This is a genomic window from Achromobacter marplatensis, from assembly GCF_002209535.1.
In the GTDB taxonomy this organism is placed as follows: domain Bacteria; phylum Pseudomonadota; class Gammaproteobacteria; order Burkholderiales; family Burkholderiaceae_B; genus Achromobacter; species Achromobacter marplatensis.
In genome coordinates, this window is sequence record NZ_NJIG01000005.1 from 345,396 (window position 1) to 361,268 (window position 15,873).

Annotated in this window: 19 protein-coding genes; all 19 read right to left on the minus strand. The window is 60.7% G+C overall.

Annotation, left to right across the window (positions count from 1 at the left end; translation table 11 throughout):
* Nucleotides 1–185: 185 nt before the first annotated feature.
* The 19 genes from CEY09_RS14410 to CEY09_RS14500 all read right to left on the minus strand — a co-directional run bounded on the left by CEY09_RS14410 (nucleotide 186) and on the right by CEY09_RS14500 (nucleotide 15,873).
* Nucleotides 186–1,019: a DUF3800 domain-containing protein gene (locus tag CEY09_RS14410; protein WP_088589124.1), complete on the minus strand. Its 834-nt coding sequence runs from the start codon at nucleotides 1,017–1,019 to the stop codon at nucleotides 186–188.
* A gap of 331 nt (nucleotides 1,020–1,350) precedes the next feature.
* Nucleotides 1,351–1,866, minus strand: a complete 516-nt coding sequence (locus CEY09_RS32390; RefSeq protein ID WP_088589125.1) for a lysis system i-spanin subunit Rz — start codon at nucleotides 1,864–1,866, stop codon at nucleotides 1,351–1,353.
* A complete protein-coding gene (locus CEY09_RS14420; protein ID WP_167390078.1) occupies nucleotides 1,863–2,363 on the minus strand; it encodes a hypothetical protein in 501 nt (166 codons plus the stop codon). Before CEY09_RS14420 ends, CEY09_RS32390 begins: the two co-directional genes overlap by 4 nt.
* A gap of 2 nt (nucleotides 2,364–2,365) precedes the next feature.
* On the minus strand, nucleotides 2,366–2,809 hold the full coding sequence (locus tag CEY09_RS14425) for a hypothetical protein (RefSeq protein WP_088589126.1): 444 nt from the start codon (nucleotides 2,807–2,809) through the stop codon (nucleotides 2,366–2,368).
* A gap of 91 nt (nucleotides 2,810–2,900) precedes the next feature.
* The gene (locus tag CEY09_RS14430; protein WP_088589127.1) at nucleotides 2,901–3,242 is read right to left on the minus strand and encodes a phage tail protein; all 342 of its coding nucleotides are present in this window, start codon (nucleotides 3,240–3,242) and stop codon (nucleotides 2,901–2,903) included.
* A gap of 18 nt (nucleotides 3,243–3,260) precedes the next feature.
* Nucleotides 3,261–4,181: a phage tail protein gene (locus tag CEY09_RS14435; RefSeq protein WP_234818303.1), complete on the minus strand. Its 921-nt coding sequence runs from the start codon at nucleotides 4,179–4,181 to the stop codon at nucleotides 3,261–3,263.
* Complete coding sequence (locus CEY09_RS14440; protein WP_175216739.1) at nucleotides 4,182–4,778, minus strand: YmfQ family protein; 597 nt, start codon at nucleotides 4,776–4,778, stop codon at nucleotides 4,182–4,184.
* A 10-nt stretch (nucleotides 4,779–4,788) separates the two neighbouring features.
* Nucleotides 4,789–5,952 carry a baseplate J/gp47 family protein gene (locus CEY09_RS14445; RefSeq protein ID WP_088589128.1) on the minus strand — a complete coding sequence of 388 codons (1,164 nt, stop codon included), beginning with the start codon at nucleotides 5,950–5,952 and terminating at the stop codon, nucleotides 4,789–4,791.
* A 1-nt stretch (nucleotide 5,953) separates the two neighbouring features.
* Complete coding sequence (locus tag CEY09_RS32510) at nucleotides 5,954–7,207, minus strand: phage GP46 family protein (RefSeq protein WP_234818304.1); 1,254 nt, start codon at nucleotides 7,205–7,207, stop codon at nucleotides 5,954–5,956.
* Nucleotides 7,204–7,818, minus strand: coding sequence for a phage baseplate assembly protein V (locus CEY09_RS14455; RefSeq protein WP_088589129.1), 615 nt, complete (start codon nucleotides 7,816–7,818; stop codon nucleotides 7,204–7,206). Before CEY09_RS14455 ends, CEY09_RS32510 begins: the two co-directional genes overlap by 4 nt.
* A gap of 1 nt (nucleotide 7,819) precedes the next feature.
* Nucleotides 7,820–8,938 (minus strand): phage baseplate assembly protein, encoded by a 1,119-nt coding sequence (locus tag CEY09_RS14460; protein WP_088589130.1) that lies wholly within the window; start codon nucleotides 8,936–8,938, stop codon nucleotides 7,820–7,822.
* Entirely contained in the window at nucleotides 8,935–10,359 is a 1,425-nt protein-coding gene (locus CEY09_RS14465; protein ID WP_088589131.1) for a DNA circularization protein, read from the minus strand. The genes CEY09_RS14460 and CEY09_RS14465 overlap by 4 nt, the downstream gene beginning before the upstream one ends.
* Entirely contained in the window at nucleotides 10,356–12,353 is a 1,998-nt protein-coding gene (locus tag CEY09_RS14470; protein ID WP_088589132.1) for a phage tail tip lysozyme, read from the minus strand. Before CEY09_RS14470 ends, CEY09_RS14465 begins: the two co-directional genes overlap by 4 nt.
* 138 nt (nucleotides 12,354–12,491) lie before the next feature.
* The gene (locus tag CEY09_RS14475) at nucleotides 12,492–12,827 is read right to left on the minus strand and encodes a phage tail assembly protein (RefSeq protein WP_158218670.1); all 336 of its coding nucleotides are present in this window, start codon (nucleotides 12,825–12,827) and stop codon (nucleotides 12,492–12,494) included.
* Nucleotide 12,828: 1 nt separating this feature from the next.
* Nucleotides 12,829–13,197, minus strand: a complete 369-nt coding sequence (locus tag CEY09_RS14480; RefSeq protein WP_088589134.1) for a phage tail tube protein — start codon at nucleotides 13,195–13,197, stop codon at nucleotides 12,829–12,831.
* 61 nt (nucleotides 13,198–13,258) lie between these two features.
* Nucleotides 13,259–14,788: a phage tail sheath subtilisin-like domain-containing protein gene (locus CEY09_RS14485; protein ID WP_088589135.1), complete on the minus strand. Its 1,530-nt coding sequence runs from the start codon at nucleotides 14,786–14,788 to the stop codon at nucleotides 13,259–13,261.
* Complete coding sequence (locus tag CEY09_RS14490) at nucleotides 14,789–14,998, minus strand: DUF2635 domain-containing protein (RefSeq protein ID WP_088589136.1); 210 nt, start codon at nucleotides 14,996–14,998, stop codon at nucleotides 14,789–14,791. It abuts the gene before it with no gap.
* Between the two features lie 9 nt (nucleotides 14,999–15,007).
* A complete protein-coding gene (locus CEY09_RS14495) occupies nucleotides 15,008–15,559 on the minus strand; it encodes an ATP-binding protein (RefSeq protein ID WP_088589137.1) in 552 nt (183 codons plus the stop codon).
* Nucleotides 15,556–15,873, minus strand: a complete 318-nt coding sequence (locus CEY09_RS14500) for a head-tail joining protein (protein ID WP_088589138.1) — start codon at nucleotides 15,871–15,873, stop codon at nucleotides 15,556–15,558. The genes CEY09_RS14495 and CEY09_RS14500 overlap by 4 nt, the downstream gene beginning before the upstream one ends.

Consider the following 15,873-nt stretch of genomic DNA (forward strand, 5'->3'; position numbering starts at 1 on the left):
ATCACTCGGACAATTGAGCGCGGCGCGCTTGCTCATCACGCTGGCCAAACTCAGCCCAGACGCAATGTCTGGCCAAAGTTACGTGTTGACGGCTTCGTCAATTTTGAGTAAATTCCGCTTAGCCCTTCGTTCAGCGAACGCCCAAGTTCCACTTGGGACACTTATGTAGCTGGCGCGGGGCTTTTCTATTTCCGCTTGGCAAATTGGGGCCGAATCTCAAGCTCCGCGGGCTTGAAAAGCCAATGACGATACGGATGTTGCCAACGCATCTCTGGCTCCCCACCAGTGCTAATCCCGATGTTGAAATTGGGATACATCTCTCTAATTCGGCCGTTGATGTGCTTGTAAACAGCCTCTTTTGCCCTAGTTCGCTTCCCTCGTACTCGAGCGCCCTCCGGCTTCTCCTTGTGCTTTTCGTTCAGACGAAACTGCATTGCACCGAGAACAACGTCGAGGCACTGCAAAAGCACATGTTCCTTCGAATCTACCTCAGCTAGTTGGTCCTCAGCGATCGTCAATCCGGCGCCTCGGAATGCTTGGCTGCCATTGAGCCCGGACACATACCCCTTAAATGCGAGGCACTTTTCATCGGTATCCGGAAGTTTGTCAAAATAAATGCGCACCTTCGCCGGCCCAAGATCGCCGCCACAATATCGGAAGCCGAAGGCATGTTTGACAAACTGATAGTAAAGCAGAAAGAAACTATTTTCCCGTTGAGCCGGCGTAAGTTTCTTGGCTCCGAAATAGTTCTGAGTGAACATGACGCGCATTTTTAGCTTGCCTGCGCGCATTAGCGCAAAGGTTTCGTCCATCAGCTCCATGTACTTACCGGCATAGGCCTCGGTGATTTTTTGCCATTTGACTTCAGCCCCCAGATTCAGACGATTCTTGGCCGCCTGCAGAGTCGTAATCACTTCATGAAGGTGAGCGGACTCGACCAACACTCCTCCATAAAAATTCGCGAAATGCTTGCCTGAAATATCAGACTCGTCGCAATAAAGAATCAGCTCACGGGACATATTGTTTGTTCTAAGCCGCTAAATGGGATTGCCCATTCTACCCATTGCGTACAATTCCAGGCACGAGAGCAAACCAAGCCATTGGTTCTGGCTGGCCCAACGCGCGGAGAGGGTCTAGCTCCGAGCAAGCTGCGTAAGAGACTGGCGCCCCGTAGAAAGCGCCGAAAGCTCATAGACCGACGCGTTAACAGTAAGACAAAAACCAAAACTGTTAACTCTAGGAGCGTCAATGAGCTTTTTCTTTTGCCGAGCATTCATCACCGTCCGCCTCAAACCCTGGGCCTTTATTTCTTTGTGCGCGCTGTTTGAGCCTCGCCTCGGAGAGTTGGCCTTATCGATTGCGCGCCTGGCATGCTGCTAACTGCGCTGTCATTCGCTGGATCCCAGCCCGGAGGGCGAAATAATCCGATCGAGCAGCGGGAGCAAGTTCGGCGCGGGCTCCATCACCCATGCCGGCGCCGGCTCCGGTTTTGGGCACTCCACTGCCGGCGGCGGGGCAGGTGGCAGCGACGTGCAGCCGCTGGCGCCCAGTGTCAACATCAGCCCGTAGGCCGTCATCCTGAACTTGCGCATTGCGCATCCCCCCGTAAGCGGCCCATTCGGCCTTGGCATTCCGTTCGTTGATCTGGCCAACTTCCGCGACGCGCTGCGCCAGGATCTCGCGCGCATGGCGCTGCGCCTCGGCGACAAGGGCCGACCGATCGGCCTGCATTGCCGCAATCTCGGCGCCATAGCGCCAGCTCTGCGCCTTCCAAGCCGCTCCGCCGGCCACGATGGCGCCCACCGCCAGAGCCGCGGCGTAGCCCTTCCAACCGGCCAAGGTGGCAACGTTCGACAGCGCGCTCATGGCACCACCTCGGCCACGGCCTGGCGGTAGAAGTCCGGCCAGGTCTGCGGGTGCGGCTTGCCGGGGCGCCAGGTGCGCAGGTACAGCGCCCAGGCGGCATCCGCGTCACCCACAGCCGGCAGGCGGCCGGGATCGCTCCATAGAAGCAGACGCGCCAGGCCAGCGGCCAGAACATCGTCGTTCTCGATTGCATCCCACACAGCCGCATCACGGGCCGGAACGCCGCGCGCTTGATACAGAGCCGCGGCGGCCGCGCTGGTGGCGGTGTGCAGGCGGACGCCATGCACCATGCCCCCGCCCTGCTCCGCTTGCCAGAAACTCTTGGCCGGGCCGGTCGGGCGCGGCGGGTTGCCCACGAGCTGGCGGCGATGTTCGAACCGGCTTTCCTGCAAGCCGATGGCCAGCAGCATCACGCGCGCGGCCGGCGTGTCCATCTTGGCCGGCAGCATCGCCAGCGCGGGGGTGATCGCCTCGTCCGTAATCGTCTTCAGATCCACAATCACCCCTCCCCACCAGGTCGCACGCCGAGAATCTTCGTGCGCACCTCGGCCAGCCATTCAAGCAGCCCTTTTTGGCGCATGCTTGCCATCCATCGCATATACGCCCCCAACACCCACCACGCAGGTAAGCCGGCCAGCAGCATGCTCGGCCCCAACACATAGAACTTGGCCAGCAACGCGTCATCGGTGCCGGCGCCGTGTTGCGACAGCCAGATCATTGCGTCCATCAGCCCCGGCTTCCAGGCGATGACGCCTGCGGCGAGTGCCGGACCGAACATGAACGAGCAGGCAACCGTCGAAATCGTGCGGACCGTGAACTCGCGCGCGGACTGCGGCGGCATGATCAGCAAGCCCAGCATGGCCGCCACCGCCGCCGGCACGCCATACGCCATCGCGACCTTCAAAGCCGCGAGGCCTCCCAGCCCCGTAGAACCTGGTTCCATAGTTGCACTGCTCCTGTAGACGGTGCGCATGATTGCCTCCCGTATGGACGAAAAAAATCCCGCCGGAGCGGGTTGTGTCATCGCGCACCGATCAAGCCGGTATGGATGGCACCGGCTCCACTTGCGTCAGCCAATCCGGCAACGGCCCCCAACCGGGGTAGCTGACATTGCCGCCGGCCCCATCAAGCACGGCGCCGATCGAGTACGACGCGCCCGTCTCCACCACCCACACCGGCGTGGTGCGAAAGTCTTCCACCATGACCCACGCGTCATCCACTCGACGCGGCCACTTACCCGAAGACGGCTTCGGCGGCTCGTCTTCATAAGCTCCATAGGGGATGTTGAACGCGCCGGGCGTCAGGTCCAACTCGTTGGCGACGGACCGGAACAAGAGCAGACCTTCGTTGTCAGTCTGGAATACGATTTTTTGCATACGGCAGTCTCCTAGTTATCAGACGTGGATGCGAGGGTGGTAAGCAGCGTTAGCGGGCCGTGTCTCCGTAGATGTGCGAGCGACCCGGCTCGCATCAAAGCTCACGGTGTTTTGAGTAAGGGGTGATGCATTGGAAACCATGCGGGCCGCTCCGGTCGATCCTGCGGCGGTAACGACGTTGAATGCACCGCTGGGCGTATTGAGGATCGGCGCGCTGCCGGTGTCATCCGGCCGCAATTGCAATTGACCGGATATTTGTTGCAAGGCATCAGCCTGCTTGCTGCCGAGCGCCCTCGCATTTGCAGAGTCAACATCTGTGCCGGAGAAACGGCGGAACATGTTGCGCAAATCAGGGGTCCGAAATTGCGTGCTGTTGACGTCCACGAAGTAGTGAGCACCACGGTTTGCATCCCAAACTGTCTGGGTCACCACCAGTGCATTCTCTTTGGCGTAGCCCCACAGCCTTGCGTATGACGCCTTCGACAACAACCCACCAATTGCATCCACCTCGCTTATCAGCGGAACCGCCGTGTGCCCATCCAGAGGTCGACCACAGAGCGAAGACCGGTAGCCGTTGAAATAGGCACTCGCAGACCAGCGCCACACCTCTTCGCACTCGGCGACGATGATCGGGCCGATGTCTTGCGCGGGGAGCGTCGTAATGGAGAAAATCGGCGGTCGGTTTTCGAGAGCCGCGGCAATCATCTTCTGGATCGCCTTTAACAGCAATGTGTTGTCGCTGCGATTCAGCACAAGGCCGCTGCCCTGGATGACCCCGGTCAACTCTTCCTGCATAGCGTTAAACGCATATGCCGGCCATTGCGTCGCGGGCTTGTTCGTCGCCGGATTGCCATCGGTCGCCCACCCGGGTGTGCCCGCGGCGGGCGCCGTGTCGGCCTGCTCCTTGATGACGGTGTAGGGTGCAATCAAGAGATCCATTCAGCTTTGCTCCAAATACGAGAAATTGAGCAAGGTGTGCGCGGGCTTGGCGGCCAGCAACTCACATTGCAAAACGTTGTTGTTCCAGTATGAAAAAGGACCGCCGAACGAATCGCCGAAATGCAGGCGATTGACGGTAAAGGTCGGCGCGTCCACCTCCCATGCATGTGCCCAGTCCTTTCCCCCGAAGTGCGTCCCAAATCGCTTTCCAAATCGGGAGGGCATAAATTGCCTCACCGCCACCCCGTAGCCCAGGCTCCTAGCCAAGCCAATGAAGTACGGGATTGACTGGCCGCCGGTGGCGGTAAGCCGCGCAACTACCTGCGCCCGGCGAGCTTGGATCGTGGGAGCAGGGCCGGCGCAAGGGTCGGGCAGTCCCATGGTCAGCTCCCACTCGGGAAGCAGTTCGTAGGTCGACCCAGGGAATGCGTCGACAAGTAGTTGATTTGCACGAGCCGTGCTGGTTTCATAGACCGTCACCAAGCCGAGCAACGCACGGCCTTGGACGCTGCTGACATCTCGCGACCAGACCCGCCCCCGAGGCAGAAGACTCATGAATGCCTGGAGGAAGTCCCCAGCTCGCAGTTTCATACCCATACCTCGCCCCTTATAGGTAGGTGACCCCACCAAGCGTTGCCAGCTGCCCAATTTCGTTCGTGACATTGCCCGGGTACACGGTCACAACGCCATTCACCGTGCCGGCGACCTCGACCAGAAGCCAACCTGAAGCGCCCGAGACGCTGTTAATCGCCCCCTCGATGTCATTACGGTTGATCGCCCCTCCGCGGGCATCGCCTGTTCGGAACAGCACATCGGCCAGCGCGGCAGCAATCGCGCTTCGAGTTGATGCGCCAGCACCAGACAACCCAGACAGTTTGAAGTGCAAGCTGTTATCAACTGGCGCACATGCGAACACGAGCGCCGTGACAGGCTGCAGGCCGATCAGAGCGTCGGCCAGCACCAGCTGGTCCCCCGTCCCGATCACGTCGCGCGGCAGGCCGTCAGGCCCCTGATCGTGCTGCGATACGCCATTGGATCCCTGAGGAAAGCCGCCGTGTTGGGACTGCGCTGTATCCAGCATGAACCGCAAGACCACGGTGCCAGGCCCCATACCGTTGGGCGAACACCAGGCGCGACTGACCCCGGGCACTGCGAGCGCCCAACGAACGTAGTCGTCCCGATTGCCGCCGTGTGGCGTCTCCTGATATGCCGCGATCACCCGCTCGCTGTATGCGTCCTGCGACTCCACATCGGCCCCGGTTGAGACTGCCCCCATGACCGTGCCCGTGGATTGCACGCCGCTGATGGTTGAGGACAGGGTCACCGGCGTACCCGCGGGGCAGTTGCCCTCAATACCAGCCGCTACAGCACGAAGGACGACTACCGCCTTTCCATCCGGCCCAATCTCCTTCGTTTCTCCGACGGTGTAGGCGCCTCCGTCCGCACGCTTGACCTCTATCCCGGCGCTGATGACAACTCCAACTGTGCCGCTGAACTGCGCCGTTACCACAGCCGCTACAGCGTCCTTCCGAAATACATTCTTCATCGCCCCCCAGCCCGCGAGGTACTCGTCTGTCGCGGTCCAGGGAACTGCCTGCTTTGAAATCCAATCGATATAGCCGAAGTGCAGATGTGCAAGTCCTGCTTGGGCCACCCCCAGCACGCGCAAGACCGCCTTGCGCAGTAGTGCGTTCGCCCCATCAAGGGTCGCGTTGATATCTGCCAGAACCTGATTCCTCAGTTCTGACAGCGTAGGACGAGAAAAAGGCATATCAGTTGATTCCGTTCCAGGCCCACAGGTACTTCCCTGTATGTAGGGAAGTACCGTCAGGCGAATAGGCAATGATCTGGGCGCCAAGAAAAGACTCTCGGACCCACTCCACGGTGATTTCAAAGCGAGCCACAACCCCGTCATCGACCAGCCACTTCAACGCTTCGACCAAATAGTCGTATGCGCGATTCAGCGTCGTCCTGGTCTGCTTTTCACGGTGCAGAAGCCAGAGCTTGCTGCCGAGCGGTTCATCGGGGTCGAACTGATCACCCCACCATCCCCGAGGGTCGCCCGTTCCATCTGGAATGACGTCGTCAGATGCCGCCATCGCGTCGGTGAAAATGCTGAGAAGCATCGCTGTTGCGAGGTCCGCGCCCGACTCAAGATCGCCTGTTCCTACGGATATAGGCTTTGAATAGCTGCCGGTCCAGGTCAGGGCCGCGCCGATAGCGGGGACTTGCCCCATGGTGATCAGGCCGGTGGCAGAGGCGGAATAGTCCGTAACCGTCACAGCAGCATTGCCTGTGGGGATGTACGGTGTAGGCGCAAGCCCTACTTCGACCTGCGCACCGAACACCCGCATGGTGTTGCCGATGTCAGCAGTAAACTGCGTGCCGGCATTGGTGGCCAGATACGCATACAGCTGCCCGTCGAGATCCGCCCCCGTCATCGCAGGCGCGATCGAGCATCTGTACCACCCGCCTTGAGACGCCTCGATCTTGCCGATGAGCGGATTGCTAACTCCACCTGTCGCAAGGTTGAAAGTCACGATTATGTTTGTGTCGAAGCTTACGTAACGCAGAGTTAAGGTGCTGGAGCTCCCCGGCGCGACATAGAGGCTGAAGGCACTTTGAGCCTCTGGCAGTACGACGGACTGGAAAATGGCGCAGCTGTTGGCGTGTTGGACCGTTATTAATGTCCCGTTGTCCGAACCGTCAGGTGCGGGATATCCAGTTGTCCGAATGGCAGTTGCATTTCCCCAAGCGGCATTGGAGAAGTCGTTGCTGTATCGAAACAGATTCGTGCGCGGTGTCGGGTACAGCCGCCGATTGCCCTGCCAGTCGTTCCGGAATATTTTTTCCGCCAGATCGATGACGGGAGGCTTGCTAAGCTGAAACTGCGTTCGCACTCCATCCCCAGTGCCAAAGACAGCAGGCTCGGAAACGACGACGTGTTCAGTACTACTCGACAGAGGTCGAAGCAGCCAGTCACCGTGCGCAACCGCGTCATCCCAAACAATTCGAATATCGCTCATTGCGGCTCCCCAGGCCTATCGGACGTCACAGTCGAGCCACCGGACTGCACATTGCGTACAGGATGATGGTGATCGTTAAATACTTCGCGCATGCCTTTCATGGTGCGATCGTTTGACTGAAAGTTGTCCTGCATGTCACCAGTCGACTTCACCATGGGTGCATGCAGCTCGACCCCGCCTGGCGCAACGATAGTTAGCTTGCCACTCAAGGTCCATGTCACGTTCTTAGCGTTGTTCACCACAACGTCTTGGCCCTGGGCCTCGACGACGATGCCGCCATCATCGGTCAGGTAGACATACTTGCCATCCTGGCTATAGAGCTTGGTCTCACCCGGCTTCAGATCACGGGGTCGGCTCTCCTGATGATTGACACCCACAACGATCGTGGATGAGCGGTCGCCCGACACCGATACCAATGCGGCATCAGATCCGAGGGGCGGGTAAGAGGAAAGGCCGAATTCCTGGGGCCGCACTCGTCTATCGGCCACTTCCAGTCCGCTGGCTCGCACCTGCATCATCTGCACCGGGCCCCTATCATCCACGGACGTGACAACACCACGCCCAACCATCATCTGAAGCCTGCGCCACAGCCGCTCAATTGCTTGCTCCATATCACCCCACCACTTGATCGGGCGCAAATTGCGCCCAGATGAACGGCTGCTGGTAGAACGCTTGCGGCGGCATCAGCACAACGTCGCAGGTCGTACCGGCGCGGCCGCGGTTGTATGTAGTCTCGGCGATCAGCCAGGGCGCCGGCGCGGCCACCGATCCTAGCTTTAGCGAGGGCAGGACAAGCGGGGCCATCGTGTTGGGGGTATAGAGCGCCCCCGCGGAGTCCCGCCAAGAATCGGTATTCAGACGGACATAGAACGACCGCCCCTGCCTTCTGGACATTTCCCACTTCGCACGGTCCTCTGCCACCATGCTGCCGCCCAGCAGGTTCTCCGAAAGAACAACCCTGGGCCGATACCGAGGCACACTCGCATCTACCAGATGGGCAATCTGGTTGGGCGCGCCACCGACATCGCTGAATTGGTCCAGACCTTGATAGATCGCGTAGTAATCGCTGAACTTCTGATCCATGGAGTACGACGCAACGGCCGAGCCGACATTCACCCCCTCCTGAAACCCGCTAGCAGCAGTCTCAAGCCCGATTCCTGACAACATCAGGTCGCCGGATGGGGTGTCGTACAGCAGCATTCCCCGATACCGGCAAACCCGCTCCAAGACGTCGTAAGCACTTTCTCCTGCAATAATCACCACCTGTTCGATCGGTGCCCCTTGGTTCGTCCCCTCGGCCAAACTGGCCTTGATACCGAACGGCGCGCATAGCGTCTGGGCGATGTACAGCGCTGTGGCATTGGTGAGCTGAAAGCCGTCGAACACGGCGGCGCAATCCACGATGTCCTGGCACTTTCCTCGCCCGATCAGCGTGACGGAATGCTGGCCGTCGTTGAATGCCGGCACAAAGCGGTCGACCCAGCCGGTGGATACTCGATCGTCTCCCAGGAAGACTTCGCAGTAATCCCCAGGCTGCACCTGCATATCTGGCCGTGTGGCGATGGGATAGCGATCGGTCATCTTCACCAGGAAGTCTGAGGGACAGCGCTCCACCCCTCTCGTAAAGCGCACCTCTTGCCAACCGCCGAGGAGCCTTGTGTTGGAAAGCTCAAAGCCGTTTCCCACGCGAGTAGACGTGGAAATGCGCAACGTCAGATCGTCACCTGTCATTTCGACAATGCCTCAAAAGCGGGTGGCATGAATGCCGGATGAATAGGGTTGACTTGGCGCACCAGTTCGCCAGCCCGAGCTGGATCTCGATATATTCGATTCGCCAGCACCAGTGAAGGCTGGGAGGCATTGAAGGAAAACACCCCCATCTCAGCCAGGTCGCCGCCCCGCGACTGCAAATCGGCGACAACCGCCTTTCGAAGCTGCCGAAGCGCTTCATAACTGGTGTCGTCCCCGGTATCTCCCGCGATCAATATCTCGGAATCAAGGATCCCAACCACGTCCGTCTGCACCCTGGTGGCATCCTCCTGCGAGTACGGCTGATAATCGACCGCAGACTGCGCCAGCGCAGCAATTGCTACGCGGCGAAGGTGAGCCGAGCACGCCACATTCGCCGTCTTGATGGCTTGCCCGATTGGCGACTCGGTCGACTCGCCTACAGGCTGGAAGGTCGCCAGACGGCCCAGCATCGCCATGCCGTCAGCAGGATCTACGGCAGTTGCAGCTACCGACTGCACAAACGCATTCGCCGCATCACCGTATGCTGTGGTGTCGCTTATGTTGGCCGCTGCCCGTTGTAAGGCCGCGCCGGCAGCAACCACAGCCGCACTGGCAGCCACGTTGGCGGCCAACAGATCAGCAGCCGAAGCGCCACCAGACGCCTTGCGGTTGGACGTCAAAAAGCCAGAATTGCCACCTCCGAACAGCCGCCCGAAGTTACCCCTTAGGCTGGACACCGCATTGAAGACCCGGCGAACGCTATTCACAATGCCGACGGCCGTCTGGTAGTAGCGCAAGGCAGTATTGACCGCCTGGCGGACAACCGCCGCCCCCTGCTTGATTGCCACCGCAACCTTCCGGGCCATATCCAGTAGGCTGCCCTTGCGGACTGCGTCCGCAGCCTTGGTCACTTGATCACCCGTCGATTCGCCGGCCTGCGGATACTTCCGTTCACCGCTGACGATAAGAGCCATCGTGAACTCGAAGACGCGACCCAGATCTTTACGCTCTTCCAGTTCCAGATCCAGGCACACCACGTTCGCGACATTCCCCAACGTCGGATGTACCAATGTCTTCGGGCCGGCCGTCTCGCAGACCGTCAGGAAGGCTTCCCGCTGACCGACCACGCCCCCACCACCGTATATGGCGCTGTCCTCGATGAGAAAGCCGTGGATCCGGAACTGCCTGGGCAGCTTCCCCTGATCCTCGGCCCACACCTCGTCCCGATATGGGTAGACATGGACGGCCTGGCGCCGTCCGGCGTGCAGGCGCGCCCCGTTCACGCCGAACGGAACGCCACCGTATGACGCTTGCTGCAGCGAAGCCTCCCAGCTACCGGCGCCAGGTCCAAGGAGGTCGCTGACGGCGTTTGCCACGCCGCCAATACTGCCCGCGACCTTTACAACGTCAGAGATTTTCATGGCATGGCTCCCAGGCCCATTGAATAGTTCACGCGGGCCGACATTCCTGCGCCATCACCACTGGTTGCGTCAACGCGAGTTCCAGGCGGCGCCGAGACGTTGACTTGCAACGTCAGCTTTTGCAGAGATGCATCCAGCGCATCCTTCAGGCCATCAAACCCTGGACCATTGCCCATTCCAGGCGCACCCACGGCCGCTCCCGTCGCAACGTTGCCCGCTTGGCCGGAAGCCGCTGCGCCCCCTGTCATGGCTCCGAAGATCCGGTCCGCCATGATTCCGCGCTTGTACTTTTCCCCCTCTACGTCTTTTGGACGCTCGTGGTACTGGGACACGATGGCGGCGGCACGATTGGCGTCGGTCGCCCTCGACAAAAGGTCACCAGCAACACGCTGCTGGCCTGGCCCGTTGCGCAGTTCCCAATCGAAGAACTTCAACTGGTCGTCCAGCGTGGAATCGCGAATATCGCGCTTGAACACTCGCTTGAAGTCCTCTTGACGGTCTGGGTGCCACTGGCCGATCCCATATGCCTTGCCACCATCCCCGACGCTGAAGGGGTTCCCGCCAGACTCCTGCAGAATGTTCGCGGCGATACCCGAGGCCTGCTCCTTGGTCCACCCCATACCCATGAACTTCTGGGCGATATCCAAAATCTTCGGATCGGTCGTGCCCCCGGGGGAATACTCTCCCGGCGTCAGGTAGCTCTTGCCCTGCGCCCGACGCGCACTTTCCAGCACCGCGGCCTCGCCGCCATTCAGATCCTTGCTGTAGAACAACGCGCCGGCGCCAACGGCATACGGGTTCAGGAATCGGGCGAGCCATGGCGCACGCGCAGCCGCCGCCCCCGCCCCAGCTGCGCCCGCGGCACCTGCGGCAGCCGTACCGCCTGCAGTCGCCTTAAGCGCAGCCGCCGCGGCCTCGGCAGCCGTTAGGCTGGCAACGAATGCCCCGACGGCAAGCCCCCACTCGGCCAGGGTGGCGACAAACTTGATGCCGACGATCCCTGCCAGCACATTGCCCCACCCGCCGAATGCGTCGGCAATCTTGTTCACGCGGTCGTACCAGGCCCCCCAGTCGACACTGGTAATCCACGTAGTCAACTTGCCCACCGCGTCGGCCAGCCGGTCCGCAATGTTCACGCGGTTCTCATCGAGCCAGGCGGTTAGCTTCTCGACCATAGGGGTCAACACAGGAATGAGCTTGTCCCCAATAGTGTTCGCCAGTGCCCCCGTGCTGCTCTTGAGGTCGTTGACCTTGTCATTGAACGCCGTGGCCCGTTGAATTGCCTCGTCGCCGAATACGTAGCCCTTGCGGCCGGCTTCGCTTCGATCTGCGTCGAATGTCCCGCGCTGGATCATGGGGAGCAACGCCCCCATACCGAGAGCGTCGGCTGCCGTTCGTTGGCCGGCAGGGTTCTTGACTTTCCCAAGCGCGGACAAGATGTCTTGCTGGGTTCGCTCATAGTCGATCTGTCCATCCTTGCCACGCGATATCCGCACGCCAAGGCGACTCATGAGCATCATTGCCTGCGGGTTGGCTCCGAACGCCGCCTCTCGGATGGTGTTTTGCGACGACAGCATGCTTTGGTCGAACTGCTCCGCCGTCACACCGGCTCGCTTGGCCGCGTAATGCCACGCCTGCAGCCGGCTTGTGGACATGCCGAGTTGCCGCGATGTCCTCTGAAGACTGGTGCCGAGGTCGCCCCACCGTTGCGCCAGCGCCCCTACCCCAGCGGCGCCGGCCAGTCCGACCAGCGCCGACATGCCGGGAATGATCGACGAGATGCGGTCGGCCGCGGTGCGCGCCCCTTGAGAAATCGAGTTCAGGCTGGTGGTGATCTTGCCCAACGCAGTGACGCCAGTTTTGCCGATGCTCGTCAGGCGCGTCGACATGCGTGTGGCGCGGTCACCGATTCGTGAGAACGAATTTCCGACCTTATCCCCCACCTTCGACGCGTTATCAATCGCAGATATGCGGAAAGCTAGTTCATTGGCCATTTTGTGCCTCCAGGCGTTCTGCCATGTCGTACCACCACCGCAGTTCGCTCAACCGCAGGCCGAGGACCTCTCGCGGCGGCCAGGCATAAAATTTCGCCGTTGCCGCAGCGATCAGTCCCCAGTCTGGCACTGGCCGGACTACTTTCCCGCAGTGTCGCCCTCGACGCCGTCGACGGCCTCGTCGCCGACTTCTTCCTCGGCCATGAACGAAGTCAGGTAGTTGGCCGCCTTGATGAAATCTCGCGCGCCTATGCGGTTGATGACCGCTAGCGGCAGCGTGGAGACCTTGGCGATCATCTTACGAAGGGCGTCGCCAGAATCCTTGGCGTTTTCCTTGTTGAATGCGAGGACCTCTTCCACCACCGGTTCGCGCAAGACCATTTCGGTGAAGGTTTCTGCGTCATTCCCCTGGCCCAGCGTGATGGCCTTGCGCAGGGTGATGGTCAGTTCTTCAGGAATTTCTTTCTTGGGCATGTCAGTTCGCAGTCTGTTCGGAGACGAGGGGACCTTCGAACTTGACATCGAAGGTGGCTTCGGTAGTGTCGACTTCCTGCGCATCAACGCAGGCCATGCTGCGGCCCACCACGGTCTTGCCGTTGGCGAGTTGCAGCACCACCGTCGCATTACGCATACGGTTGAAGTCGTAAACCGTCAGATCCCCAGCATCGCGGGCGGTGAAGGAAATCGAGCCAGCGACGGGCATCTCCTTGACCCCGTGATACCCGTCCTGGCCCACGAGGCTGGTGCGAGTGACAGTGGACGGGCTGTACTTCGCCGCCCCCTCCAGCATGTAGGAATTGCCGTCCACCGTGATTTGGGCGGTGCCGGCCAACAGATTCGCCATAATCGGCTCCTATAAATGAACACGCCGCCCGAGGGCGGCGCAATGCCACTACCGCGCGTACTTACGCGCTGGCGGCCTCGCTGGCCGGCACGATGTTGCTGAACTGCATGAGCAGGGCGAAGATGCGTAGCTGATTGATCAGAATCGCCGGATACAGCACGTCCACCCGGTTGGGATTGGTACGGTTCTGCTCCACGATCAGACCTTTGGCGAACACATCTGCACCCTGCACCCAGCCGCTGTCGTCCTGCATGGACTGATAGTCCGCTGTCAGGTCCGCACGGATGGTGCTCGGCGTCACGATGTTGGAGCCGGGCGCCGGGCGCGTGCCGTTTGCTGCCAGCTTCTTGCGGGCGTACTTGGACGTAACAACCAGCTTCAGGCGCCGCAGCACCGCCGCCAACGTGTTCATCGTCTCGACCTCCAGATAGCTGTTGTCCGGCTGTCCAAACGCGTTCAGCTGGTACGTCGTGATGAGGTTTTCGATTGCCACCGTACCGTCGTCCGCCACGGTGAAGGTGCTGATGCCCGTGTAGAGCAGCGTGTTGCGGTCGGTCAGTTGGAACCGCGATTCCAGCGGCGGCGGCAGGAAACTCGCCAGCGCAACCGTCTGCATCGGCTGGGCCGGATCTGCTCGGCACGATATCGCCGCCGCCGCCGTCAGATCGGCGGCCAGGATCCACGACGGCGTCGGCGAATTGTTGAACCCCATGATGGACACATGCTCGTCGTTGCGGGTGGCGCCGAAGGTATGGCATTCACCCAGCGTGCCGCGGAAGCCGCCGTAAGCGTGCCCATACAGGCCCTGGGACCAGCTCCAACGACCTGTCGTCGTGGACAGAAACGCCTTGACCGAATTCAACGACGCCGCATCGTTGTACGGCATGGCGATGAAGTCGAAGGTCATGTCTCCCAGGTTCGCCAGCGCCGTGGTCAGCGTCGGATTAACCTGCCCTCCGGACATCGGGGTAATGGTGACACCCAGTCCCGCAGGCAGTGCTTCGCCACTGAGAGCGCCATAGAAGTTCAGGCGCACGTCGATGTCGTTGCTCGCCAGGCCCTTGTTCTTGGCCGTCAAGTTCACTTTCGTGGTGGTCCCTGCATCCACCGCCGCCGAGACCGGCAGGTCCGCCACTGCGTTGATTTGCGCAGCCAGTGCGGTCGCCAGTTGCGCGGTCGTCATGCTCGGCGTGCAAACCAACGAGATTACCGGCGAACCGGAGAATGCCGCGATGTACAGGGACAGCACGCCGGTGGCCGTCGCTGCCGCAGTGAAGCTGATCGCGCCCTTGGCCTCGGTCGCCGACGCATCATCAGCCACCGGCAGATACCAGACCTCGCCGAAGCTGTCACGCGCGCGATACGCCGCGGTCATGAGCGCCAGCATCGAACCCTGGCCGCCCAGTACCTTAGCCTCGTTGGAACCCTGGGAAATTGCCGGCTTGCCGGGAATCGCGGTGCCGGCGCTCGTGATCTGGCCGATGATCAGCGCTCGCTGGTTGATCTGACCAGTGTTCGCACGACTGGGGTCGATATCGGCGTAAAACAGTGGAACCCGCAAATTCTGCGGGATATTGGGAAACTGGATCATTTACTTGCCCCCTTTATTGGGCAGTGCCGGAAGCACGTCAGTGGTCGGCGAAGCTTGAACACCACGGGCGTCCGCCTTGACCACATCGCCGTCGCGCAGCCGCGCAGCCCAGTACAGGTCGTTTTCGTCCACGGGCATGCCCTCTTCGGGCATGAACTGTTTGCGTACCGGATCGAACACCTTCAATCCCGAACGAGGTTTGATGTACATACGAAGCTCCTATTGCGGAAGGTCGATATCCACGCCGGGAATGGCGGTGCCGTCTGGCATCTGAATTCGCGTATCCACCCCTTCCAAGGGGTTGGTCGGCACGGGGAAGAAGTCCTCCGGCCCCTGCACAAACTCCAGCCCCAACTCCACCGTCACCGCCCCCAGGTGGTGCCCGGCATCATCCGGGCCAGCCGTAATGCGAGTGCGGAAGTAAGAGAACTGGTTGAGTTCCTGCATGAGCGGCGGGAAGTTGATGACAGCGGCCTTGATCTGATCCCGCAGGGCTTCCAGCTTGACCTGCAGGGCAGCTGCGCCGGCGTCGTCCAACTCACCAGGGTGCTCTGCCCTTGACTCGACAACCAGCGCCGAAGTCACCGTAAAAGCAGGAGCACCGCTTCGGCCAAAGGAAACACCATCCTCACCGTCCGTTCTCACGAAAACGACGGGGTACTCGCCATCCCAGGTTGCCTGATCGCGTGGCGAATACACCCGCGAGCCTGCTGCGGTCGTGTTCGTCAGCGCCTGCACCGCCAAAGCGCGCAGTTGATTTGTCGTGGTCATAGCTTTTTCAGTTTCAGATGGACCCAGCCCATGCCGTCTGGCTGCTGTTCGAAGACAAGGAATGTCTCGCCCGTCTTCTTGCGGGTGATGCGGTCATCCTTCGTGGGCGCACGCGGGAGATCGGCCAGGCGAATGCCCGCGCTAGGCGCAGTCGTCACCCAGCCGACACCGCCCTGACCGTCTTGGAATGCCGTCTTGTAGGCATCCGTGAAGACGCCAGGCACCGGCTTAGGCGTGCCGCCCACGGGTTGATAGACCAGCTCTTCGCCAAACGCACCGTTGATGGCCTGGTTGACCTGGTCAAAATCAACCAT